Source organism: Ancylobacter radicis (genome assembly GCF_018449475.1).
GTDB classification, from domain to species: domain Bacteria; phylum Pseudomonadota; class Alphaproteobacteria; order Rhizobiales; family Xanthobacteraceae; genus Ancylobacter; species Ancylobacter radicis.
Window position 1 is genome coordinate 57,449 of sequence record NZ_JAHCQH010000012.1, and the last position, 22,237, is coordinate 79,685.

Annotated in this window: 22 protein-coding genes and 1 tRNA gene; 8 read left to right on the top strand and 15 right to left on the bottom strand. The window is 68.7% G+C overall.

From position 1 onward, the window contains the following. Position 1: 1 nt before the first annotated feature. The 6 genes from KIP89_RS02240 to KIP89_RS02265 form a co-directional block, all read right to left on the bottom strand. A complete protein-coding gene (locus KIP89_RS02240; RefSeq protein WP_213753785.1) occupies positions 2–286 on the bottom strand; it encodes a phosphopantetheine-binding protein in 285 nt (94 codons plus the stop codon). Next, on the bottom strand, positions 286–930 hold the full coding sequence (locus KIP89_RS02245) for an isochorismatase family protein (RefSeq protein WP_213753786.1): 645 nt from the start codon (positions 928–930) through the stop codon (positions 286–288). Before KIP89_RS02245 ends, KIP89_RS02240 begins: the two co-directional genes overlap by 1 nt. Beyond that, a complete protein-coding gene (locus tag KIP89_RS02250) occupies positions 927–2,555 on the bottom strand; it encodes a (2,3-dihydroxybenzoyl)adenylate synthase (protein WP_213753787.1) in 1,629 nt (542 codons plus the stop codon). The genes KIP89_RS02245 and KIP89_RS02250 overlap by 4 nt, the downstream gene beginning before the upstream one ends. Further along, positions 2,552–3,784, bottom strand: a complete 1,233-nt coding sequence (locus KIP89_RS02255; RefSeq protein ID WP_250152148.1) for an isochorismate synthase — start codon at positions 3,782–3,784, stop codon at positions 2,552–2,554. Before KIP89_RS02255 ends, KIP89_RS02250 begins: the two co-directional genes overlap by 4 nt. Before the next feature lie 98 nt (positions 3,785–3,882). Further along, positions 3,883–5,127 (bottom strand): YncE family protein, encoded by a 1,245-nt coding sequence (locus KIP89_RS02260; protein WP_213753788.1) that lies wholly within the window; start codon positions 5,125–5,127, stop codon positions 3,883–3,885. Positions 5,128–5,185: 58 nt separating this feature from the next. Beyond that, a complete protein-coding gene (locus tag KIP89_RS02265) occupies positions 5,186–6,355 on the bottom strand; it encodes an ABC transporter substrate-binding protein (protein WP_213753789.1) in 1,170 nt (389 codons plus the stop codon). A 372-nt stretch (positions 6,356–6,727) separates the two neighbouring features. Here KIP89_RS02265 and KIP89_RS02270 point away from each other — a divergent pair, with 372 nt between their 5' ends. Then, a complete protein-coding gene (locus tag KIP89_RS02270; protein WP_213753790.1) occupies positions 6,728–8,056 on the top strand; it encodes a UDP-glucose dehydrogenase family protein in 1,329 nt (442 codons plus the stop codon). Positions 8,057–8,255: 199 nt separating this feature from the next. Here KIP89_RS02270 and KIP89_RS02275 read toward each other — a convergent pair. Continuing rightward, positions 8,256–8,331, bottom strand: a tRNA-Ala gene (locus tag KIP89_RS02275). Positions 8,332–8,579: 248 nt separating this feature from the next. Between KIP89_RS02275 and KIP89_RS02280 the strand changes: the two genes are divergently transcribed. Beyond that, entirely contained in the window at positions 8,580–8,858 is a 279-nt protein-coding gene (locus KIP89_RS02280; RefSeq protein ID WP_213753791.1) for a YggT family protein, read from the top strand. A 16-nt stretch (positions 8,859–8,874) separates the two neighbouring features. Beyond that, entirely contained in the window at positions 8,875–9,201 is a 327-nt protein-coding gene (locus tag KIP89_RS02285) for a DUF167 family protein (protein ID WP_213753792.1), read from the top strand. A 273-nt stretch (positions 9,202–9,474) separates the two neighbouring features. Here KIP89_RS02285 and KIP89_RS02290 read toward each other — a convergent pair whose 3' ends face one another. The 3 genes from KIP89_RS02290 to KIP89_RS02300 all read right to left on the bottom strand — a co-directional run bounded on the left by KIP89_RS02290 (position 9,475) and on the right by KIP89_RS02300 (position 12,391). Further along, positions 9,475–9,984 carry a GNAT family N-acetyltransferase gene (locus tag KIP89_RS02290; RefSeq protein WP_213753793.1) on the bottom strand — a complete coding sequence of 170 codons (510 nt, stop codon included), beginning with the start codon at positions 9,982–9,984 and terminating at the stop codon, positions 9,475–9,477. A 210-nt stretch (positions 9,985–10,194) separates the two neighbouring features. Further along, positions 10,195–12,024, bottom strand: a complete 1,830-nt coding sequence (gene typA / locus KIP89_RS02295; protein WP_213753794.1) for a translational GTPase TypA — start codon at positions 12,022–12,024, stop codon at positions 10,195–10,197. Between the two features lie 133 nt (positions 12,025–12,157). Further along, positions 12,158–12,391 (bottom strand): hypothetical protein, encoded by a 234-nt coding sequence (locus KIP89_RS02300; RefSeq protein ID WP_213753795.1) that lies wholly within the window; start codon positions 12,389–12,391, stop codon positions 12,158–12,160. Between the two features lie 228 nt (positions 12,392–12,619). Here KIP89_RS02300 and KIP89_RS02305 point away from each other — a divergent pair, with 228 nt between their 5' ends. Continuing rightward, positions 12,620–12,913: a hypothetical protein gene (locus KIP89_RS02305; protein ID WP_213753796.1), complete on the top strand. Its 294-nt coding sequence runs from the start codon at positions 12,620–12,622 to the stop codon at positions 12,911–12,913. A gap of 12 nt (positions 12,914–12,925) precedes the next feature. Here KIP89_RS02305 and KIP89_RS02310 read toward each other — a convergent pair whose 3' ends face one another. After that, a complete protein-coding gene (locus KIP89_RS02310; protein WP_213753797.1) occupies positions 12,926–14,041 on the bottom strand; it encodes a site-2 protease family protein in 1,116 nt (371 codons plus the stop codon). A 145-nt stretch (positions 14,042–14,186) separates the two neighbouring features. Between KIP89_RS02310 and KIP89_RS02315 the strand changes: the two genes are divergently transcribed. The 3 genes from KIP89_RS02315 to KIP89_RS02325 all read left to right on the top strand — a co-directional run bounded on the left by KIP89_RS02315 (position 14,187) and on the right by KIP89_RS02325 (position 16,911). Further along, the gene (locus KIP89_RS02315) at positions 14,187–14,690 is read left to right on the top strand and encodes a pyridoxamine 5'-phosphate oxidase family protein (RefSeq protein ID WP_213753798.1); all 504 of its coding nucleotides are present in this window, start codon (positions 14,187–14,189) and stop codon (positions 14,688–14,690) included. A 449-nt stretch (positions 14,691–15,139) separates the two neighbouring features. Further along, positions 15,140–15,586, top strand: coding sequence for a MarR family winged helix-turn-helix transcriptional regulator (locus tag KIP89_RS02320; RefSeq protein ID WP_213753799.1), 447 nt, complete (start codon positions 15,140–15,142; stop codon positions 15,584–15,586). Continuing rightward, a complete protein-coding gene (locus KIP89_RS02325) occupies positions 15,583–16,911 on the top strand; it encodes a multidrug effflux MFS transporter (RefSeq protein ID WP_213753800.1) in 1,329 nt (442 codons plus the stop codon). The genes KIP89_RS02320 and KIP89_RS02325 overlap by 4 nt, the downstream gene beginning before the upstream one ends. A 198-nt stretch (positions 16,912–17,109) precedes the next feature. On the opposite strand, the gene KIP89_RS02330 is transcribed toward KIP89_RS02325, so the two are convergent. The 4 genes from KIP89_RS02330 to KIP89_RS02345 all read right to left on the bottom strand — a co-directional run bounded on the left by KIP89_RS02330 (position 17,110) and on the right by KIP89_RS02345 (position 21,146). Continuing rightward, complete coding sequence (locus KIP89_RS02330; RefSeq protein ID WP_213753801.1) at positions 17,110–18,336, bottom strand: argininosuccinate synthase; 1,227 nt, start codon at positions 18,334–18,336, stop codon at positions 17,110–17,112. 105 nt (positions 18,337–18,441) lie between these two features. After that, positions 18,442–18,957 (bottom strand): hypothetical protein, encoded by a 516-nt coding sequence (locus tag KIP89_RS02335; protein ID WP_213753802.1) that lies wholly within the window; start codon positions 18,955–18,957, stop codon positions 18,442–18,444. An 8-nt stretch (positions 18,958–18,965) separates the two neighbouring features. Then, positions 18,966–20,198: a dual-specificity RNA methyltransferase RlmN gene (rlmN, locus tag KIP89_RS02340; RefSeq protein ID WP_213753803.1), complete on the bottom strand. Its 1,233-nt coding sequence runs from the start codon at positions 20,196–20,198 to the stop codon at positions 18,966–18,968. Positions 20,199–20,369: 171 nt separating this feature from the next. Next, positions 20,370–21,146 carry a GyrI-like domain-containing protein gene (locus tag KIP89_RS02345; RefSeq protein WP_250152149.1) on the bottom strand — a complete coding sequence of 259 codons (777 nt, stop codon included), beginning with the start codon at positions 21,144–21,146 and terminating at the stop codon, positions 20,370–20,372. Between the two features lie 211 nt (positions 21,147–21,357). Here KIP89_RS02345 and dapF point away from each other — a divergent pair, with 211 nt between their 5' ends. After that, a complete protein-coding gene (gene dapF, locus KIP89_RS02350) occupies positions 21,358–22,227 on the top strand; it encodes a diaminopimelate epimerase (protein ID WP_213753804.1) in 870 nt (289 codons plus the stop codon). The last annotated feature ends 10 nt before the right edge of the window (positions 22,228–22,237 follow it).

Consider the following 22,237-nt stretch of genomic DNA (forward strand, 5'->3'; position numbering starts at 1 on the left):
ATCAGGCCCGCGCGGCCTGTTTGGCGCTGATGAGCGCCCACCAGCCATTCAGCGTCGGGGTTTCCGCGAAGTCGGAAAATTCCAGCTCCAGCCCGCCCTCGCTCCAGGTCAGCACGAGATTCATCGCGCGCATGGAATCGAGGCCGAGATCCATCAGGCTGTCATCGCCGCCGATCTCGTCGGGGTCCTCATGCAGCATGCGGGCGATGTCGGCGCGCATCCGCTCGCGGGTGATCGGGGCAGCGGGGGCCACGATGCGGGTGATATCGCCGGGCTCGATGGCCATCACAGCACCTCCAGAACATCCGCGCTCATAAGCGGCACCGCGCACACATCCGCCGCATAGGCGAGGGCGAGGTCATGCTTGGCGCGGGAGAAATCGGCCAGCGCATCGGCCACCAGGAAGGGCTCGATGTCGCGCATGAAGGCGTCGGCGGCGGTGAGCGTGCAGCCGATATGGGCGTAGACGCCGCAGATGACGAGCTGGTCGCGGCCGCGCGCGCGCATCAGCGTCTCCAGATTGGAGCGCTGGAAGGCGCTGTAGCGGTGTTTCACTAGCACGAAGTCGCCGGGCTGCGGGGCGAGCGCGGCATGGATCGGCTGGTGCTCGGGCGCCCCGCTCATGCCGGGGCCCCAGAGGTCAGCCTGAAGGCCGCGGTCGCGCCGGTCCTGATTGCCCTCCTGCGCGGTGTAGAACACCGGCACGCCCGCCGCTCGCGCCGCCTCAGCCAGCGCGGCGATATGGGCGATCACCGGCACGAGCGGGGAAGTATCGGGGGCGAAGACGCGCAGGAAATAGTTCTGCATGTCGTGGATCAGCAGCGCGGCGCGGTCGCGCTCCAGCTTCCATGGCCCGCGCGGGGTGGGGAGTTCCTCGCGGCGCGGCAAATCGTAGGGGGGAATCGTCGGCAGGCCGGGTTTGGCGCTCATCGGGCGGCCTCCTGTTCGAGGAAGCGGCGGCGGAGATTCGCCCGCAGCTCCTTGCGCGAGACCTTGCCGACGGCGGTCGTCTCGAAGGCGTCGACGAAGACGATCTGGTCCGGCACCTTGAAGTCGGCGAGGCCGCGCGTGCGCATCCATGCCTTCAGCGCGGCGGCCTTGGGCTTCTCGCCTTGCGCGATGATGAAGGCGCAGGACCGCTCGCCCAAAAACGCATCCGGCAGCGACACCACCGCCGCGTCGAACACGCTGGGGTGGCCGAGCAGATGGTCCTCGATCTCCTCGGCGGAGATCTTCTCGCCGGCGCGGTTGATGTGGTCGCTGGCGCGGCCCTGCACGACGAGATAGCCCTCGGGGGTGCGCTTCACCACGTCGCCGGTGCGGTAATAGCCGTCCGGCGTGAAGGCGCGGGCATTGGCCCCGTCATTATTGTGGTAGGCGCGGATCGTGTAGGGCCCGCGCGTCAACAGGTTGCCGGCCTCGCCCTCGGGCACGGGATGGCCCGCATCGTCGAGGATCAGCACCTCGTCGGCGTCGCTGATCGGCCGGCCCTGCGTCTCGACGATGATCTCGTCGGGGTCGTCGAGGCGGGTGTAGTTCACCAGCCCTTCAGCCATGCCGAACACCTGCTGCAGCGTGCAGCCGAGCACCGGGCGCACGCGGCGCGCCGATTCCGGCAGGAACTTCGCCCCGCCGACCTGCAGCACCTGAAGCGAGGACAGATCGTGCGTCGTCGTGGGCGCGGCCTGGAGCCACAGCAGGGCGAGCGGCGGCACGAGGCCGGTGATGGTCACCCGCTCGCGGGCGATCAGCGGGAACGCGGCTTCCGGGCTCGGCGAGGGCGCCAGCACGATGCGCGACCCCGCATAGAGCGCGCCGAACACGCCGGGCGAGCTCATGGGGAAATTATGCGCCACGGGGAGCGCGGCGAGATAGACGCTGTCGGGGCTGAGCTGGCAGATCTCCGCGCTCGCCCGGAACGAATAGATATAATCGTCATGGGTGCGCGGGATCAGCTTGGAGAGCCCCGTCGAGCCGCCGGAAATCTGCAGGAAGGCGACCTCCGAGGGGTCGGCATCCTCGGGGAGCACCACGCCTTCGCCGGAGGGCAGCGTGTCGAGCGAGGGGAAGTCTCCGCCCTCCCCGACCACCACGACATGTTCCACGGCCGGCACCTCGGCGGTGACCTGCTGGGCCAGCGTCCGATAGTCGAAGCCGTCATGGTTCTGCGCCACGATATAGCCGCGCGCTTCCGCCGTGCGGGCGAAATGGGCGATCTCGATCTGGCGATGGGCGGGGAGCGCGTAGACCGGGACCAGCCGGGCGCGGAACAGGCCGAACACCACCGACAGAAATTCCGGGATGTTGGGAAGCTGCACCACCACCCGGTCGCCGGGCTGAAAGCCCAGCGCCAGCAGGCCACGGGCGATGCGTTCCGCGCGGGCCTCAAGCTCCACGAAAGTCCAGCGCGCCTCCCCGCCGACGACCGCGATGTGGTCCGGCATCTCCCGCACGCGCTGGCGCAGGAACGAGGTGAAGGTCTCGCCGCGCCAATAGCCGGCGGCGCGGTAGCGCGCGGCACATTCCGGCGGCCAGACCTGTCGCAGCGGGATCACGGGACCTTTTCCTCCAGCGGACGGCCATCCTCGTCAATGCCGAAGGCCTGAAGCAGCGCGGCGAATTTGGCGGAAGTCTCCTCCCCCTCAGCGATGGGATCGGAGCCCGGCACGATGCCGGCCCCGGCATAAAGCCGCGCCTCGCCGCCGGCAATCCGCGCGCAGCGAATGGCGACGTGCCAGGCGCCGTCCCCGGCCTCGTCGCAATGGCCGACGGCGCCGGCATAGAAGCCGCGATCATAGCCTTCCAGCTCCGCGATGAGCCGCGCCGCCGCCGGGCGCGGCGTGCCGCACACGGCCGGCGTCGGGTGCAGCAGCGCCGCAAGTTCCAGGCTGGAGAGCGCGGGGTCGCGCAGGCGGCCGGCAATGCGGGTGCCGAGGTGCCACATAGTGGCGGTCGAGGTGATCTGCGTGCCCTCGGGCGTGCCGAGTTCAAGGCAATAGGGCGCGAGCTGGTCGAGAATCGCCTCGACCACGGCGCGGTGTTCGCGCCCGTCCTTCTCGGAAACGGCGAGCGCCTGCGCGGCGGCCCGGTCCAGCGCCGGGTCGGCATGGCGGCGCGCGGAGCCGGCCAGCGGGTGGGAGAGGATCGCCTCGCCCCGTTTGGAAATCAGCAGCTCCGGCGTCGCGCCGATGAAGGCGCCGTCCCCCTCCGCTCCCGATACCGGCACGCAGAAGGTGGTGACGCTCTCGTCGCGGGCGAGGATGCGCAGGAGCGCGCGGGCGTCGATCGGCCGGTCGGCGGCGAGGCGCAGGCTGCGCGAGAGCACGATCTTGCGCAGATCATCCTCGCCATCCGCCATTTTCTCCAGCGCGGCCGCGACGGCGGCGCGGTAGGCGGGGAGCGTCGGCTCGGCCATGACCCGCCAGTGCGGGGCCGGCAGCGTATCCCGCGCGGCCGCCGGGGGCGCCGCCGGAAAGGCCGACTGGAGGGTTTGGGCGAGAGGCGAGCGGCCGGCGAGGCGGGTCAGCTCCGCCGGCTGGAACAGATAGGCGGGCGCAGCCATGTCGTAGGGCAGCGCGCCGACCAGCACACGCGGCCCGTCCGGCCGCGCGGCAAAATAGTCCCGCACGCGCGCCTGCACAGGCGCCGCGCCGGGATCGAGACGGCCGAGGCAGCCCCGGCCGATGAGCGTCTCGCGCCCCGAGACGAGAGCGAATGGCAGGGAAGCGGCGGCATCCGGCCGCGCCGGCCACGTCGCGGCAGGCTCGTCCCTCATGCCGCGCATGCGCATCGCTCCGCTCGGGCAGGCACTCATCGACAGGTACTCATCAGCACGCACTCATCGGCAGGTTGCTCGGCAATTCCAGCTCCGGGCGCGCCGGATCAGGGCCGGATCAGCGTGACGGTGTCGCCGAAGGGGTCGACCATCGGCACCGGCCGGGCCCGCTCGCCAGCCGGAGGGGCCCCGGCGGGAGGCGCGCCAGCTGCAGGCGCATTTGCGGGCGGGGCACCAGCGGGAGCGGCGGCAGCAACCGGGGTGGGGCTGCCCGCCGGAGGCGCACCCGCAGCGGCCGGCGCGCCGGCGGGCGGAGCCGGCGGACGCGGACGCGGCACGCTCTTGAGCTTGTTCGTCACATAGGCGTTGCCGCTTTCGGGATCGAGCGCGATGGTCTGCGGCATGGACCCCGTCACCACATTGGCGATCGGCTCCAGCGTCTTGCTGTCGACCAGCGTGACGAAGCCGGCCGTGCGGTTCGCGACATAGAGAATGCTGCGCTTGGCATCGAGCGCGACGCTCAGCGCGCCGGCGCCGGTGGCGATCTTCTTGATCAGCTTGCCATCCTTGGCATCGAGCACGGCGAGTTCGCCCGAGCCCTGATTGGCGACGAACACCTGATCGCCGCTGGCGTCATAAACCAGGTTGATCGCGCCCTCGCCGCCCGACGGGTAGCGGTTCGTCACCTTCTTGGTGGCAAGGTCGAGCACCACCACCTCATTGGCCTGCAGGGCCGAGAGGAACAGGCGGTTGTTCTTCGCATCCAGCGAGATGCCGGCAATGCCGCCGGTCAGGCCCTCGATGGTGTCGACGATGGTGTTGGTCGCGCCGTCGATGATCCAGATGGCGCTCGGCGTGTCGCGCATGCCGAGCACGGTGACATAGGCGCGGTTGGCCGCCTCGTCGACCGCGACCTCGCGCACATGGGCCTTTTCGCCCCTGGCGAGCTTGGCCACGACCTTGCCGGTGGCGAGGTCGATCACGCCGACCGAGCCGTCGCGGGTCTGGGTGCCGTAGAGCGTCTTGGTCTTGTTGTTGATGCCGAGCCCGAACATCGGGTCGTCGCCCAGCGAGATGGCCTCCCTGGTTTCCAGCGTCGCCGGGTCCAGCGCCAGCACATGGGTGTCGGTCGCCCCGCGCGTGCCGGCGGCGGCGACATAGACGCGGCCCATCGCCGGGCTGAACACGACCTCGTAGAGGCCCGCGCCCGGCTTCACCTGCTTGACGAATTCAGGGTCCGCCAGCGCCGTGCCGCCAAGCGCGACCAGCGCGGTGGCGCACAGCATGGCGGAGCGCAGGAAGCGCGAACGGGACGGCAAATGGGACCGGGAAGGCGTCGCGTCGATGGGCATGGCGTAACTCCGTTGGGGATGTCGTTGGCGGCACGGCGCTCCCGGCGAGCGGCGCGGTTCAATCGAGGTCGATCCAGTTCGGCCCCTCCACGGGGACCGCGAGGAAGCGGGCGTTGACCTCGGCGACGGTGGCGTCGACATCGAGGTCGCGGAAACGCTCGGGATGGATCCACTTGGCGAGAATCTCGACGGTGAAGAGGTCGAGCGCGGAATTGAGCATCTGGTGCGACAGGCCGTGGACCCGCTTGTCGCGCACCGCCGCCAGCCCCGCGAAGCCCGGCCGGGCGATGACGCGGGCCAGCGTCTCGCGGGCGCGCTCAGGCGTGTATTCCGGCCCGATCAGCAGGCCGCCGGTGCCTTCCATATGGCTGCCGCCGGTGGCGATATAGACCTGCGGGTCCTGGGCGATGACATATTCGAGGTTGAGCTTGCCGAAGGCGCGCGGGATGACCGCCGCGCCGATATTGTCGCCGCCGACCCTCTCGATGATCTCGCCGACATTGCCGCGGCCGGGCGAATTGCAGCAATCCGCCGTCATGCCGGCATGCGGCTCCAGGAAGACGCGCGGGCGCTGCGTGGGCGGAAGGTCGGCCAGCTTGTCCGTCACCGCGGCGAACCGGGCGCGCCGGAAGGCCAGGAACGCTTCGGCTTTGTCGGACGCGCCGGTCGCCGCCCCGAGCAGGCGCAGACTCGGCTCGGTATTGGTCAGCGGGTGGGTGAAGAAGTCGATCACCACCACCGGGATGCCGGCGGCCTCGATACGCGCGCGCTCCTCCCCGCTCGGCTGGGAACCCAGCGAGAACACGGCGAGGTCCGGCCGCGCCGCCACCACCTGCTCGACCGACATCGACCCGGCCGAACTCGCCACCTTGGCGAGGGCGTCGATGGCGGGGAATTTCGCGCGATAGGCGTCATAGGTGCTCTTGCCGAGCCGGTTGATGTCGCGCGGCCAGGCGGCGAGCACGCCGACCGGATCGGGCTGGATCAGGGCGAGCGCGACGAGGAAGCGGCCATCGTCGATCAGCAGGCGATGGGCGGGCGCTGCGAGCGTCACCTGCCGGCCGGTCAGATCGGTCAGCACGATCTCGGCCCGCGACGGCACGGCCATCCCCGCCCACAGAGCGAGCACGGCGAGCGCCAGCCAGGCGCGCGCACCCCATCCGGGCGCCGGGCGGACGGAGGCGGGGCGGGCACTGGCGCGGCCACGGGGCGGGAGAAGCAAATTCATCGAAACAATTTTCGCAGTGCTGCGGCGTGAACGTCGCGGTCATCCGCCCACGCGACAGAAGTGTCAACTAAACATTTCGTAACGACTTCTTTTGAATTGGTCTAAATAAGAATAGTTCAAACAAGATTATCCTCATTTCCGATTTATACCGCCTGTTTCTGCCGGAAGGTCAGCAGTCCACCTTGACGTAACGCGACATTTTGCCGGCAGCGCGCCGCTTTCCCAAATGCCGCACGGCGCCACGAAATGGTAACGGGAGACGCGCCACCCCTCGCCGTTCGGCAGCGAATTTGCTAGGTCCGTAGCGCGTCTCGACATGCCGCCTGCGGGGGGCGGCCGGCGCTTCGGCTTTCTGGGGGATGGGATCACTTCATGCGCGTTGCAATGATCGGTACCGGCTATGTCGGCCTTGTTTCCGGTACGTGCTTTTCGGACTTCGGCCATCACGTGACCTGCATCGACAAGGATGTCGGCAAGATCGAGCGGCTGAACCGCGGGGAGATCCCGATCTATGAGCCGGGGCTCGACGATCTCGTGCGCCGCAATGTCGAGGCCGGGCGGCTCGACTTCGCCACCGACCTCACCCAGGCGGTGAAGGAAGCCGAAGTGGTGTTCATCGCCGTCGGCACGCCCTCGCGCCGTGGCGACGGCCATGCCGACCTGTCCTATGTCCACGCCGCCGCGCGCGAGATCGCGCAGGTCGCGGAAGGCTTCACCGTCGTCGTCACCAAGTCGACCGTGCCGGTCGGCACCGGCACCGACCTCGAGCACATCATCCGCGAGGCGGCGCCGGAGGCGGACATCGCCGTGGTCTCGAACCCGGAATTCCTTCGCGAGGGCGCGGCGATCGAGGATTTCAAGCGCCCCGACCGCGTGGTGATCGGCACCACCGATCCGCGCGCCCGCGAGGTGATGGCCGCGCTCTACCGCCCGCTCTCGCTCAACGCCGCACCGATCCTGTTCACCGAGCGCAACACCTCGGAGCTGATCAAATATGCCAGCAACGCCTTCCTGGCGATGAAGATCACCTTCATCAACGAGATGGCGGATCTGTGCGAGAAGGTCGGCGGCAATGTCCAGGAAGTCGCACGCGGCATCGGCCTCGACGGCCGCATCGGCTCGAAGTTCCTGCATGCCGGCCCCGGCTATGGCGGCTCCTGCTTCCCCAAAGACACGCTGGCGCTGATGCGCACGGCGCAGGAGGCCGGCTCGCCGGTGCGCCTGATCGAGACCGTCACCACGGTCAACGAGACCCGCAAGGCCGCCATGGGCCGCAAGGTGCTGGAGGCGCTCGACGTGCCGCCGCGCGGGGCCACCGTCGCCGTGCTCGGCCTCACCTTCAAGCCGAACACCGACGACATGCGCGACAGCCCGGCGATCAACATCGTGCAGTCGCTGGTCGATCGCGGCGTCACCGTGCGCGCCTATGACCCGGAGGGGATGCACGAGGCCCGCAAGGTGCTGCCGCCCAGCGTGATCTACACCTCCGGCGCCTATGAATGCGCCGAAGGGGCGGATTGCCTGGTCATCGTCACCGAATGGGATGCCTTCCGCGCGCTGGATCTCGACCGGCTGAAAAGCGTGCTCAAGAGCCCGACCGTGGTCGACCTGCGCAACATCTACCCCCCCGTCGACCTCATCAGCCGCGGCTTCAAATATACCGGCATCGGCCGGGGCCATCCGTCGTCCCCCGGCGAGTAAGCCGGCTTAGGGGGCCTGCACAGGCCAGCGGCCGGCAGCGCCAGTCTGCCACCAGATCCTGCACCCTGCCCGACCTGCCCTCAATCAGACCGGCCTCAGTGAGACCTGCCCTCAGGCGGCTGGCGACACGACGCGCGGATGCGCGCCGTGGGGCGTCGTCGATAATCGGATCGGGATGGGGTTCTGCCTGACGGTGGGATGGTGGAGCCGAGGGGATTTGAACCCCTGACCTCTGCAGTGCGATTGCAGCGCTCTCCCAACTGAGCTACGGCCCCACGCGTCAGGCCGCGCCTTGTACGGTTGCCGCCGCCCCGCTGTCAAGGCGCCCGCGCCGCTATCGCGCACAAGCGCGAAAGCCTCGGGGCAGCCTGTTGAAAAGCCGCCCGCGCGCGCTCCTCAGGTAATGACATAGCCCGCGGCGCGCCGCGGATGCCCGCGTCAATCGACGGGGTTGCCGCCGGGCGGCCGCGCCTTTAAGCATCTTGCGACACTCCCGCCCCTGCGCCCCGCTTCGAGGCTCGCGATGTACTCGCTTCTCTGGCTTTTCGACACGATCATCACCCTCTACGTCTGGATTCTCATCGCCTCGGCCATCCTGTCCTGGCTGGTGGCGTTCAATGTCGTCAACGCGCATAACCCGATCGTGCGCAGCATTGGCGAGTTCCTCTGGCGCGTGACCGAGCCGGTGCTGGCGCCGCTGCGCCGCATCCTGCCCAATCTCGGCGGCATCGACATTTCGCCGGTGGTGCTGATCATCGGCCTGTATTTCATCCGCAACCTGGTCTTTGAACTGTTCGTCTGAACGGCCGGGGACGCCCGTGAGCGGGGAAGCGCCGCACGCCTGGACGCCGGCGGCGGACGGGCTCACCGTGACCGTGCGCGCCACCCCGCGCGGCGGGCGCGACGCGATAGACGGGCTGGTCGATCTCGCCGACGGGCGCCGGGCGCTGAAGCTGCGCGTGTCGGTCGCGCCGGAGGATGGCAAGGCCAACGCCGCCATCGCCCGGCTGCTGGCCAAGGCGGCCGGTGTCGCGCCCTCCAGCGTGGAACTGGTTTCCGGCGCCACCGCACGGCTCAAGACCTTCCGGCTAAAGGGGGAGCCGGCAGCCCTCGCGGCGCGATTTGAGGCGATGGTGGGCGGCTGAGGGGGCGCGGTAGCGGCGACCCGACCCCGCAAAGCCTCATTCGAGAACACCGTCATCCCCGGGCCTGGCCCGGGGATCCACGTCTTGGCCGAGTGCGCGTGGGAAGGCGTGGATGGCCGGGTCAAGCCCGGCCATGACGGCGTATGGGATGACGTGAGCGGCGGTCGGGATAACGGCGCATGGGGATGGCGTACCGCGTTCGCGACGCTGCCGCCGGGACGATGTCAGTGGCGGGCTGCCATAAGGCCCGTCGTAAGGCGAGGAAATGAAGGCTCAGCCGTTCCAGCCGAAGGCCAGCTTTTCCAGCGCGCGGCCGCCGAAGGTCTCGGAGGAGCGGGCGACGCCCATGCCGCCGAGCGCGCGGTAGAAGCCGAGCGCCGGCTCGTTCTCCGCCAGCGCCCAGACGGCGAGGCCGTCAAAGCCCGCGCCGGCGAGTTCCTTGCGCGCATCCTCGAACAGCCGCCGGCCGAAGCCGAGGCCCTGATATTCCGGCCGCAGATAAAGCTCGTAGATCTCGCCCTCATAGGGCAGGCCGCGCGCGCGGTTGCGCCCGAGATTGGCATAGCCGGCGACCGCGTCGCCGAAGGTCAGCACCAGCACGCGGGAGCCACGGCGCAGCGCCGTCTCCCACCAGCCGGGACCACGGCGCTGGATCATCTTTTCGAGTTCGGCGCCGGGGATCAGGCCGCGATAGGTCGCGCGCCAAGCCGAATCATGGATTTCGGCGACGTTCGCGGCATCAGCCGGGCGAGCCCGGCGCGTCTCGACAAGAAGCGTGCTCATTGCCCTGATGGGAGCAAAACCGCTCGACCGGATCAAGAGGCTTGATGGACGAATGCACGAAGCATTTGCGTGAGCGTGGCGCGGGCGCCACTTCTGGCTTCGAAAGGCGTGGCGCGGGCGCCACGTCTGGCTCTCAAAGCATGGCGCGGGCGCCACGCGAAAACCCTTCCCCCACGCAAGGCGCGGGGGAAGGGGATTTGCAGGGGCGTGTCAGACGCCCTCGGATTCCTTGCGGCGCTCCTCGCGCTTGCGCTCGTTCGGATCGAGGAAACGCTTGCGGATGCGGATCGACTTCGGCGTCACCTCGACCAGCTCGTCGTCCTGAATCCAGGCCAGCGAACGCTCCAGCGTCATGCGGATCGGCGGGGTAAGGCGCACGGCCTCATCCTTCGAGGTGGTGCGGATGTTGGTGAGCTTCTTGCCCTTGAGCACGTTCACCTCGAGATCGTTCTCGCGGTTGTGCTCGCCGATGATCATGCCCTGATAGACCTTCCAGCCCGGCTCGATCATCATCGGGCCGCGATCTTCGAGGTTCCACAGCGCATAGGCCACGGCCTCGCCGGCCTCGTTGGAGATCAGCACGCCGTTGCGGCGGCCGGGGATTTCGCCCCGGTGCGGCTGATAGGCATGGAACAGGCGGTTCATGATCGCCGTGCCGCGCGTGTCGGTCATCAGCTCACCCTGATAGCCGATCAGGCCACGGGTCGGGGCGTAGAACACGAGGCGCTGGCGGCTGCCGCCCGAGGGCTTCATTTCCACCATCTCGGCCCGGCGCTCGGACATCTTCTGCACGACGACGCCGGAATATTCCTCGTCGACGTCGATCAGCACTTCCTCGATCGGCTCAAGGATATCGCCGGTCGCCTCGTCCTTGCTGAACACGACGCGCGGACGCGAGACGGCGATCTCGAAGCCTTCGCGGCGCATGGTCTCGATCAGCACGGCGAGCTGGAGTTCACCGCGGCCGGACACGAAGAACGAGTCCTTGTCGCTGGATTCCTCGATCTTCAGCGCGACATTGCCTTCGGCCTCGCGCAGCAGGCGGTCGCGGATGACGCGGCTGGTGACCTTGTCGCCCTCGGTGCCGGCCAGCGGCGAATCGTTGACGATGAAGGACATGGTGACGGTCGGCGGGTCAATCGGCTGCGCCTTGAGCGGGGCTTCGACCGAGAGGTCGCAGAACGTGTCGGCGACGGTGCCCTTGGAGAGGCCGGCAATGGCGATGATGTCGCCCTGCACGCCCTCTTCGATCGGCTGGCGCTCGATGCCGCGGAAGGCGAGGATCTTGGAGACGCGGCCCTGCTCGACCAGCGAGCCGTCCTGCGCCAGAACCTTGATCGACTGGTTCGGCTTGATCGAGCCGGAGGTGATGCGCCCGGTGATCATGCGGCCGAGGAAGGGGTTGGCTTCCAGCAGCGTGCCGATCATGCGGAACGGGCCGTCATCGACGGTGGGCTCGGGAACATGCTTGAGCACGAGGTCGAACAGCGGGCCCATGCCCTCGTCCTGCGAGCCGTCGGCGGAGGTGTTCATCCAGCCATTGCGGCCCGACCCGTAGAGGATCGGGAAGTCGAGCTGCTCGTCGCTGGCGTCGAGCGCGGCGAACAGGTCGAAGACCTCGTTGATGACTTCCTGCGAGCGGGCGTCTGAGCGGTCGACCTTGTTGATCGCGACGATCGGGCGGAGGCCGACCTTGAGCGCCTTGCCGACCACGAACTTGGTCTGCGGCATCGGGCCCTCGGCGGCGTCGACCAGCACGATGGCGCCGTCGACCATGTTCAGGATGCGCTCCACCTCGCCGCCGAAATCGGCGTGGCCGGGCGTGTCGACGATGTTGATCCGGGTATCCTTCCAGACCACCGAGGTGGCCTTGGCGAGGATGGTGATGCCGCGCTCCTTTTCGAGGTCGTTCGAATCCATCACACGCTCGGCGACGCGCTGGTTCTCACGATAGGAGCCGGACTGCTTGAGCAGCTCGTCCACCAGCGTGGTCTTGCCGTGGTCGACGTGGGCGATGATGGCGATGTTGCGCAGCTTCATGAATAACACCAAAAAGCGGGCCCGAAGGCTGTTCGGACCCGCGCCAGAATTTTGCGGCGCACTATACCCAGAACGCCCGCAATATCAACGCCGCGCGGCCGGTACGGCGTCGAAGCGGCGATAAATCGTCCGCTCAGGCGTCGGAACGCAGTTCCCACAGGCGGCGAATCTGCGGCAGCTTCAATATGTTGCCCTCCCCCGTGCGCAGCCAGGCGACCTCGCGATCGGCCGGCGATTGCGTCATGGCGAAGGCCACCGCGTCCTCGACGCTGTCGAATTCATAGCTGTCGGGCCAGGCGTCGGGCGCGTCGACCGCGCGGGACGACGGCCAGTATTGCAGACGAACGGGATCCTGATCCGGGGTCATCAGCCTACCTCCTCGCGTCACAAGGCGGTCGCCGGAGGTTGTCGGCAATCCGGGGACCGCGAGACAGGCCGCGCCCGCGCGGGGGCGCGGCGGTTGAGGAAAACGCCGCGCGCCCGTCCGGGTTCCCGCTTGCGGAAAAGATCGGCAAAGATCATCGCGATGATCCTGCCCCGGCTTGAAGCGGCGGCCCGGCAACCCAGTTCAGTCGGGAACAGGAGGAGCACCGACATGAACGATCCGCGCAACGGCGACCCGCGCAAGGCCCCTGACGAAACCGACTACACCGACCGCGAGGTCGACAAGGCCGTCGAGGACAGTTTTCCGGCGAGCGACCCGCCCGCCCATAGCGGCATCACCGGCGATGTCCCGCCCTCCGATGGCGGCGTGCCGGGCGGCACCGAGGTCATCCCGCCGGATAACGAAAGCTCGGAAGAAGCCAGCGTGGATGAGGCGCTGGATGAGAGCTTCCCCGCCAGCGACCCGCCCGCCTTCACCCGCACCACCGGCGTCCGGGAAGCGTGAGCGGCGGCCCGCTCACGCTGTCGGCTTTCGCGCCCACGGCCCGAAGCGCGCCTCCGGCTGGGCCGCGCGCAGCATCATCATCTCGCCGACATTCTCCGGCGAGAGCAGTCCGACCAGCCGCCCGTCCGCCCCGACCACGCCGACCAGCGGCGCGCCGCTGAGGGTGATGAGCTTCAGCGCCCGGTCGAGCGGGGTGCGCATCGGCACGGTCGGCACGTCGGCCTGCATCGCCTCCAGCACCGAGGAGGCCGGCCCCTTGGCCTGAAGCGCGCGGATCATCGCGTCGCGCGTGAGCACGCCGCGCAGATGGCCGGCGCCGTCGACGATGGGGAATTCCTTCTGCGTGGTGCGGATCAGCGCGTCGGCCGCGTCCCCGACGCTGGATTGCGGGCCGAGCGTCTCGAACTGGGTGATCATCGCGTCCTGCACCAGCAGGCCCTGCGCCGCCTGCTTCATCTGCACCTGGCCGGCTTCGCCCGAGGCGGCGAGGAAGACGAAGACGGCGATGATGATCAGCATCGGGTTGCCGAAAATGCCGAGCAGGCCGAGGCCGATGGCGAGGCCCTGGCCGATCGAGGCCGCCGTCTGCGTCGCCTGCGCATGGCCCATCTTCATGGCCAGCAGCGCCCGCAGCACCCGCCCGCCATCCATCGGGAAGGCCGGGATGAGGTTGAACACGACGAGGAAGATGTTGGCGGCGGCGAGCTTGGCCAGCAGGCTCGATTGCGGGTTCTCGATCTGCTCGATGTGCTCCATCCCGACATCGCCGCCGAGCAGGATCAGCAGGCCGAGCGCGATCACCACATTGACCGCCGGGCCGGCGAGCGCCACCACCAGTTCCTCGGACGGCTTTTCCGGGATCCGCTCCAGCCGGGCAATGCCGCCGAACGGCCAGAGCGTGACCTCCGGCGTCTTCACCCCATAGCGCCGGGCCGCGAAGATGTGGCCGAACTCGTGCAGCAGCACGCACAGGAACAGCAGCGCGACGAAGGCGACGCCGTTCCAGGCCGCGCCCACGCCGCCCTGCTGGTAATAGGCCGCCCAGATCCAGATCAGGAACAGCAGGAAGGTGACGTGGATACGCACGGCCGTGCCATAGACATAGCCGACGGTAAGCGACCAGGGCATGCAGCAACTCCTCTAGCGGTGCCCCACCATAGCGCCCGCGCGCCATAAGGCCATGACGAAGCGGGAAGCCGCGCGAGGCGTTTTGCCCATCCGCCGGAACCGCCCGCCGCGCCCGCGTGTTGCCCCCGTGAAACAGGAGATGTTCATGGATCACAGCGACACGACGACCAATGAGGCGATCGACAAGGTGTGGGCGATGATGGCCGACATTCGCACCTGCATGCTGGTGACCAAGCAGGGCATCACCCTGCGTGGGCGCCCCATGCACGCCTTCCCGGCGCGCGAGGAAGGCTGCATCTGGTTCCTCACCGACCGGCGCGGCCATACCGATGACGAACTCGCCCGCGACCCGCAGGGCGCGCTCACCTTCGCCAAGCCGTCGAGCAACGATTTTCTCTCGGTCTCCGGCGAATGCGAGGTGCTGGAGGACCGCGCCAAGCTGGACGACTTGTGGAACGAGGCCGCCCGCGCCTATTGGCCGGACGGCAAGGGCGACCCGAACATCCGCGTGCTGCGCTTCCTGCCGTCCGACGCCGAATATTGGGACGGCACGGGATCGTCCGTCGTGATCGCGGTGAAGATGATGGCGGCCCGCCTCGCGGGCGAACGCCCGGACCTCGGCGAGAATCGCAAGGTCCCGCTGGACTGAGGACGGCAGGGAGGGTCCCTCCCCGGCCCCCCCTGTCACACGGCGAGATGGAGTTGTACGGTAGCCGGAACGGCAGCGTACCCAGCCCTTACGCCGTCATGGCCGGGCTTGACCCGGCCATCCACGCCTTCCCTCACGCCCCGCGCCCAAAGTCGTGGATCCCCGGGTCAAGCCCGGGGATGACGTGGTTTGGAGGAGGTAACGGCACCCCATGCCCCTCGCGTCATCCCGGCCCCTCGGGTCTTGCCTTTGGCAAGCCCAAGGGCAGGCTCCGCGCAGCGAAGAGCCGGGATCGTCGGCAGGTTCGGCCGAGGCACGACGCAGGACGGGACACGATCCCGGATCGGCCTCTGGCCGTCCGGGATGACGCCCTCGCCCAAACGCGAACACCTCCCACACCAAAAGTCGCAGTTGATCATAAGCTTACCTTACTATATGTCCGACTGATCATGACGGATATTCCTCTCGGCTTTCTCCTCGTCGACGCCGCCCGCCTCTACCGCGCCCGCATGGACCACGCCTTCAATGAGGCGGGGCTCGGCCTCACCGCGGGCGAGGCGCGCACGCTCATTCACCTCAACATCAATCCGGGCCTGCGCCAGGGCGTGCTGGCCGAGCGGATGAGCATCGAGCCCATGACCATGGTCGGCTATCTCGACCGGCTGGAAGCGCAGGGCTTCATTGCCCGCGAGCCGGACCCGAGCGACCGCCGCGCCAAGATCGTGCGCCTCACGCCCGAGGCCTCGCCCTTGCTGGAGCGTGTCATGGCCGCCGCCTCAACCGCCCGCGAGGAGGCGCTCACCGGGCTCGACCAGCCCGCGCGCGACGCGCTGCGCCACGCGCTGGAGGCAATCCGCGCCAATCTGTGCGCACCTGGCCGGGGAGAGAGCGCATGAGCGCGCCCCTCGCCGCCCGCCCCGACGCCGTGCCGGTGATGACCGAGCGGCGCACCGCCATCATCGGCGCGCTCATCATCGTCATCGGCCCCTTGAGCATGTCGCTCTACACCCCGGCCATGCCGGAGCTGGTGACCGCCTTCGGCAGCACCGCCTCGACGATGAAGCTCACGCTCTCGGTCTATTTCGGCGCCTTCGCCTTGGCCCAGCTGCTGTGCGGGCCGCTGTCCGACGCCTATGGGCGGCGCCCCGCCGCCATCGGCTTCTTCACCCTCTATGTCGCCGGCAGCCTGATCGCCGCCACGGCGCCGAGCGTCGGCTGGCTGATCGCCGGGCGCGTCTTGCAGGGCATCGGCGTCGCGGCCGGGCCCGCCATCGCCCGCGCCATCGTGCGCGACCAGTTCATCGGCCAGCCCTCGGCGCGCATCCTCAACCTTATCGGCACCATGCTGGCGGTCGGCCCCGCCGTGGCGCCGACCTTGGGCGGGGCGATCCTCATGGCGTTCGGCTGGCAGCCCATCTTCTACGTGATGGTGCTCTATGGCCTCGCCGCGCTCGGCCTGATCGTGCTCGCCGTGCCCGAGACCAACCCGAAGCCCGACCCGGCGCAGGCGCGCCCGGCGCGCATTGTCGGCAATTACAGCCGGCTCCTGCGCGACAGCGGCTTCATGCGGGCGAGCCTGACCATCGGCTTCTCGGTCGGCGGCATCTACGCGCTGGGCGCGATCCTGCCCTTCGTGCTGATCGACGCGGTCGGCCTCACGCCGACCCAGTTCGGCCTCGCCATGATCTGCCAGACCGGCGCCTATATGGGCGGCACCATCATTGCCGGCCGCGCCATGAAACGGATGGACGCCAACCGGCTGATCCCCATCGGCCTGGCCATGGTGGCGCTCGCTGGCGCGGCAATGGCCGTGCTGCCGGCGCTGCTGCCGCTGTCCTTCGCCACCGTCATGGGGCCGGTCGCGGTCTGGGCCTGCGGCATGGCGCTGGTGATGCCGGGCGCGACCACGGCCGCGCTCTCCGGCTCGCCGGCCATTGCCGGCTCGGCGGCGGCGCTGATGGGCTGCCTGCAGATCGGCGGCGGCTTCGCCGGCTCGGCGGCCGCGAGCCTCTTTCCGTCGCCGACGCTGGCGATGAGCGTGGTGATGCCCGGCATGGCGGTGATCGCGCTGGCCGCGCATGGGCTGCTGAAGCCGGGCGTGCCGGTTGCTGCGCCCACAGCCATCGACGAGAACGACCTCGAACTCGCCAATGACCCCGCCGGCATGATCGGCGCGGCGGGCGACGAGATCGAGGTCGGAGTGTTCAAGAAGTCGGCGTGAAAGACTTCATCCTTCGAGGCGCGCGGACGCGCGCACCTCAGGATGACGGCGCATTCAACCCCACGCCTTCACAATCCGCGTCATGCTGAGGTGCCGGCCAGAGGCCGGCCTCGAAGCACGCTGGCCCCGCAGGTAGGTGTCCCAAAGCTGGATCCCCGGGTCACGCCCGGGGATGAGGGCACTTCGGGATCAAGCCGCTCAGCGGCCGATCTTGCGGTCACGGCTCGCCAGCGTGCGCAGGCGCAGGGCGTTGAGCTTGATGAAGCCCGCCGCGTCGCGGTGGTCATAGGCGACCGCGCCTTCCTCGAACGTCACGAGATCCTGATTGTAGAGCGAATAGGGGCTCTCGCGGCCGACCACGGTGACATTGCCCTTGTAGAGCTTCAGCCGCACCCGGCCGGTGACCAGCTCCTGGCTCTTGTCGATCAGCACCTGCAGCATCTCGCGCTCGGGCGAGAACCAGAAGCCGTTATAGATCAGCTCCGAATAGCGCGGCATCAGCTCATCCTTGAGATGGGCCGCGCCGCGGTCGAGGGTGATGCTCTCAATGCCGCGATGGGCGGCGATCAGGATGGTGCCGCCGGGGGTCTCGTAGACGCCGCGCGATTTCATGCCGACGAAGCGGTTCTCGACCAGGTCGAGCCGGCCGATGCCGTTTTCCTTGCCGAGCGCGTTGAGGCGGGTCAGCAGGCTGGCCGGGGACAGCGCCTCGCCATCAATGGCGACCGCATCGCCCTGCTCGAAATCGATGGTGATGTAGGTCGCCTTGTCCGGCGCGTCCTCGGGCGCGATGGTGCGCATATAGACCATCTCGGGCGCCTCAAGCGCCGGGTTTTCCAGCACCTTGCCCTCGGAGGAGGAGTGCAGCAGGTTCGCGTCGACCGAGAACGGCGCTTCGCCGCGCTTGTCCTTGGCGATCGGGATCTGGTGGCTCTCGGCGAAGGCGATGAGCTGCTCGCGCGAGCGCAGATCCCATTCGCGCCAGGGCGCGATGATCTTGATCTCCGGCTCCAGCGCGTAATAGCTCAGCTCGAAGCGCACCTGGTCGTTGCCCTTGCCGGTGGCACCGTGCGACACGGCATCGCCGCCGACCTTGCGGGCGATCTCGATCTGCTTCTTGGCGATCAGCGGACGCGCGATGGAGGTGCCCAGCAGATACTGGCCCTCATAGAGCGCGTTGGCCCGGAACATCGGGAACACGTAGTCGCGCACGAATTCTTCGCGCACATCCTCGATGAAGATGTGCTCGGGCTTGATGCCGAGCATCTCGGCCTTCTTGCGCGCCGGCTCCAGCTCCTCGCCCTGGCCGAGATCGGCGGTGAAGGTCACCACCTCGCAGCCATAGGTGGTCTGCAGCCATTTCAGGATCACCGAGGTGTCGAGACCGCCGGAATAGGCGAGGACCACGCGCTTGACGTCAGCCATGTCGAAAGTTTCCGCACGAGAGAGGCATAAGCTTGAAAGCGCGCGGACTATAGGCATGGCGCGCCCGCGCGCAAGTACCGGCAACGCCGGGGCTGGCCGCAGGCCTCAGCCGTGCGGGGGAATGCGCGGCGGCGCGGAGCCGGAAACGTCATGCGGCGAGACGGCGGCAAGCGGACGGCCGAGCGGCTTCCAGAAGCCGGCATTCCAGCCGGCCACCGCCCAATAGGCGAGCCCGCCGGCCAGCCCCGCGCCGAGCACATAGAGCATGCCGTCAAACGGCACGGGCGTGTCGGGATAGGGCGGGAATATCTGGGTCGCGATCCAGGCCGAGACCGCGCCATTGAGCGTGTGGAAGATCCAGGAGCGGACCGCGAAGGCCTCGGCGAACAGGATGCCGATCGCCGCCACCGCCCACATCACCAGCACCACCGCCGTCATCACGAAGGCCGCCGCCGACAGCGCATCGGCCAGCGCGAAGAACTCGACCTCCGGCACCCCGGCCAGCAGGTCGCCGAGCTGCCAGTAGCCGACCATGATGACGATCAGCGCGGCGACCATCCCCACCGCGATCCCGAAGGGCACGACGAGCAGACGCAGCAGAAGGCGCAGCAGTGAATCCATGATCCCGCCTATTCCGCCGCGGCCGCCATCGCCCGCAGGGCGAGGCGCTCGCGGGCCGAGAGCTTCTCGGTCTCGCTCTTGAGCTGGCCGCAGGCGGCGAGAATGTCGCGCCCGCGCGGCGTGCGCACCGGGCTGGAATAGCCGGCGCGGAACACGATGTCGGAGAAGGTCTCGATCGTTTCCCAGTCCGAGCACTCATATTTGGTGCCGGGCCACGGGTTGAACGGGATCAGGTTGATCTTGGCGGGAATGCCGGCGAGCAGCTTGACCAGCGCCTTGGCATCGGCCGGTGAATCGTTCACGCCCTTGAGCATGACGTACTCAAACGTGATGCGCTTGGCGTTGGAGGCCGGCGGGTAGGTGCGGCAGGCCTCCAGCAGTTCCTTCAGCGGGTACTTCTTGTTGATCGGCACCAGCACGTCGCGCAGCTCGTCGCGCACCGCGTGCAGCGAGATGGCGAGCATCGGGCCGACCTCGCGACCGAGCTTTTCGATTTCCGGCACCACGCCCGAGGTGGAGACGGTGATGCGTCTCTTGCCGATGCCGAGGCCCTCGCCATCGGCCAGCACCTCGATCGACTTGGCCACCGAGTCATAGGCATAGAGCGGCTCGCCCATGCCCATGAAGACGATGTTGGTTACCAGCCGGTCGCCTTCGGTCGGCAGGCCCGGCCCGACCGCGCGGTCCATGCCGGGATAGTCGCCCAGCCGGTCGCGCGCCACCATCACCTGGGCGATGATCTCGGCCGCCGTCAGGTTACGCACCAGGCGCTGCGTGCCGGTGTGGCAGAAGGAGCAGTTGAGCGTGCAGCCGACCTGCGAGGAGACGCACAGCGTGCCGCGGTCGCTCTCGGGGATATAGACCATCTCGACATCATGCGGCTTGTCGCCGGCAATGTCGGGCGGCAGACGCAGCAGCCATTTGCGGGTGCCGTCATTCGACACCTGCTCGACCACCACCTCCGGCCGGTCGAGGCTGAAAGCGTCGGCGAGCTTCATCCGCAGACCCTTGCCGACATTGGTCATGTCGTCGAAGGAGGTGGCGCCGCGCAGATAGATCCAGTGCCAGAGCTGGGCGACGCGCATGCGGCTTTCGCGCTCGCTGATGCCGATCTCGGCCAGCGCGGCGCCAAGGCCAGCGCGGTCGAGCCCGACAAGCGAGGGCTTGCCCGGCGCGCGCGGCGTCTCGACGGGGCTCTGCGCCCCGGCGGCCGGAGCCGCTGTGGTATCGATCAGATTCATCGCTTTATCGAAGGTGTCCGTTTGCGCGGCTCATAGCACGAAGCGGCGGGCATGGCGAATGCCGCCCGCGCAGGGTGGATGTGCGGGAGGATGGGGACGGGGCGGCGCGCACGCCCATACCCGAACGCCGTCATGCCCGGGCTTGACGTTGTGAGCGACGGCTCCTGCCCTTCACTTCAGCGGCACCCAGATGTCGATCACCAGATCGTCCGGCGCCGTGGTGCGGGGGTCGGAGCGGTATTCCTCGATATAGATGTCCTGCGCCTCCAGATCCTTGGCGTCGAGCAGGTTGGCGATCTGCTCATAGGTCGGGTCCATCGCGTCATAGGGGCCGCGATGGGTGAAGCGCAGCGCCCGGCCGGCAGGCGAGGCGGAGAAGACGATCCCGTTACCCGGCTTTTCCGTCGTTGCGCCCGCGAAGGGCACCATCGCCTCGAACTCGAAGCCGGCATCGTCGGTGCCGGTATAGAGAATGAAGGGCGCGCCATGCGGCGTCAGCTTCAGCCGCGCCATCTCCGCGTCGATCTCCTTGAGCGTCGCCACGATGCTGGCGAAGGCATCGTCCCAGCCGCTCTTGGCCTGCTTCATCATCACCGGCACCGGCTTCAGCTCCGCCGGGTCGCCGAAACCGTCGGGGCGCGTCAGCGGATCGTCGGCCGGGGCGAGCGGCTGCGTGTCGACCGATTTCGGGTCGATCACCGGCGGGGCCACCATGTCGTCCTCGTCGAGCGGCGCAGCGTCGGGGGTGGGCGCCGCATCGGGCGCGGGAGTGGCGGGCGGGGCCGCCTCAGGCACGGTCGGTTGGGGCGCGGTGCTCTGCGGCGGGGCGCTCTCCGGCGCCGTCTGCGCGTGCAGGAAACCCGCGCCGGGCAGCAGCGCCAGCATCACGGCGAACGCAAGGACAAGCCGGCGCGCCAGGGCGCGGGCGGGCAGGATCAGGAACATCATCGGCTCACCGGGGACAGCGCGGACGCGGCCTCCTGTCTATCATCCCGCCCGCGCCTTCGCGACGGCGCGATGCGCACGGGCGCAAGGTCTCGCGCAAACGTGGCCGTTTCGCCGCACTCGCGCCCGCAGCCTTTGCCGCTGGTCAATTCCGCGCGCTTCGCCATATAAGGACGGCGTCCGACGATGGACGCAGGCACACCCGGTTCCAGCCATGGCAACGCTCGAAAACCGCCCCTTCGTGAAGATGAACGGCCTCGGCAACGAGATCGTCGTGCTCGATCTGCGCGACGCGCCGGTCGCGGTGCCGCCGGAAGAGGCGCGCGCCATCGCCCGGCCCGGCGTGGTGCCGTTCGACCAGATCATGGCGCTCTACCCGCCGACGAGCGAGGGCACGAGCGCCTTCGTGCGCATCATCAATTCCGACGGCTCGGAATCGGGCGCCTGCGGCAATGGCACGCGCTGCATCGCGCTCTATGAAGCCGGCCGCACCGGCGCCGATCATCTGGTGTTCGAGAGCATCGCCGGCCGGCTCGACTGCCGTGTCACCGGCACGATGGTGACGGCCGACATGGGCGTGCCGCGCTTCGGCTGGCACGACATTCCGCTGGCCGGCCCGGTGGACGACACCCGCGCCATCGAGCTTCAGGCCGGCCCGCATGAGGCACCGGTGCTGCGCGGCCCGTCCGTCGTCAATGTCGGCAACCCGCACGCCATCTTCTGGGTCGAGGACATCGACGCGGTGGACCTCGCCCAGTACGGCCCGGAACTGGAACATCACCCGATCTTCCCCGAGCGGGCCAATATCTCGGTGGCCCAGCTGGTGGGGCCCGATCACATCCGCCTCAAGGTGTGGGAGCGTGGCGTCGGCCTCACCCGCGCCTGCGGCTCGGGGGCCTGCGCCACCGCCGTTGCCGCCGCCCGCAACGGGCTGACCGGCCGGCGCGTCACCATCACCCTGCCGGGCGGCGATCTCGTCATCGACTGGCGCGCGAGCGACGACCACATGCTGATGACCGGCCCGGCCGAAGTCGAATTCGACGGCCGGCTCGATGCCGCCATGCTGGGCGAGACCACGGCGTGAGGGCGAAGGC

Coding starts and splice junctions, on each gene's coding strand:
- rlmN (WP_213753803.1), bottom strand. CDS start 20,198: ATGAATCTGATCGATACCACAGCGGCTCCGGCCGCCGGGGCGCAGAGC.
- KIP89_RS02325 (WP_213753800.1), top strand. CDS start 15,583: ATGAGCGCGCCCCTCGCCGCCCGCCCCGACGCCGTGCCGGTGATGACC.
- KIP89_RS02240 (WP_213753785.1), bottom strand. CDS start 286: ATGGCCATCGAGCCCGGCGATATCACCCGCATCGTGGCCCCCGCTGCC.
- KIP89_RS02315 (WP_213753798.1), top strand. CDS start 14,187: ATGGATCACAGCGACACGACGACCAATGAGGCGATCGACAAGGTGTGG.
- KIP89_RS02265 (WP_213753789.1), bottom strand. CDS start 6,355: ATGAATTTGCTTCTCCCGCCCCGTGGCCGCGCCAGTGCCCGCCCCGCC.
- KIP89_RS02280 (WP_213753791.1), top strand. CDS start 8,580: ATGTACTCGCTTCTCTGGCTTTTCGACACGATCATCACCCTCTACGTC.
- KIP89_RS02310 (WP_213753797.1), bottom strand. CDS start 14,041: ATGCCCTGGTCGCTTACCGTCGGCTATGTCTATGGCACGGCCGTGCGT.
- KIP89_RS02260 (WP_213753788.1), bottom strand. CDS start 5,127: ATGCCCATCGACGCGACGCCTTCCCGGTCCCATTTGCCGTCCCGTTCG.
- KIP89_RS02290 (WP_213753793.1), bottom strand. CDS start 9,984: ATGAGCACGCTTCTTGTCGAGACGCGCCGGGCTCGCCCGGCTGATGCC.
- KIP89_RS02270 (WP_213753790.1), top strand. CDS start 6,728: ATGCGCGTTGCAATGATCGGTACCGGCTATGTCGGCCTTGTTTCCGGT.
- dapF (WP_213753804.1), top strand. CDS start 21,358: ATGGCAACGCTCGAAAACCGCCCCTTCGTGAAGATGAACGGCCTCGGC.
- KIP89_RS02305 (WP_213753796.1), top strand. CDS start 12,620: ATGAACGATCCGCGCAACGGCGACCCGCGCAAGGCCCCTGACGAAACC.
- KIP89_RS02330 (WP_213753801.1), bottom strand. CDS start 18,336: ATGGCTGACGTCAAGCGCGTGGTCCTCGCCTATTCCGGCGGTCTCGAC.
- typA (WP_213753794.1), bottom strand. CDS start 12,024: ATGAAGCTGCGCAACATCGCCATCATCGCCCACGTCGACCACGGCAAG.
- KIP89_RS02335 (WP_213753802.1), bottom strand. CDS start 18,957: ATGGATTCACTGCTGCGCCTTCTGCTGCGTCTGCTCGTCGTGCCCTTC.
- KIP89_RS02245 (WP_213753786.1), bottom strand. CDS start 930: ATGAGCGCCAAACCCGGCCTGCCGACGATTCCCCCCTACGATTTGCCG.
- KIP89_RS02320 (WP_213753799.1), top strand. CDS start 15,140: ATGACGGATATTCCTCTCGGCTTTCTCCTCGTCGACGCCGCCCGCCTC.
- KIP89_RS02345 (WP_250152149.1), bottom strand. CDS start 21,146: ATGATGTTCCTGATCCTGCCCGCCCGCGCCCTGGCGCGCCGGCTTGTC.
- KIP89_RS02255 (WP_250152148.1), bottom strand. CDS start 3,784: ATGCGCGGCATGAGGGACGAGCCTGCCGCGACGTGGCCGGCGCGGCCG.
- KIP89_RS02300 (WP_213753795.1), bottom strand. CDS start 12,391: ATGACCCCGGATCAGGATCCCGTTCGTCTGCAATACTGGCCGTCGTCC.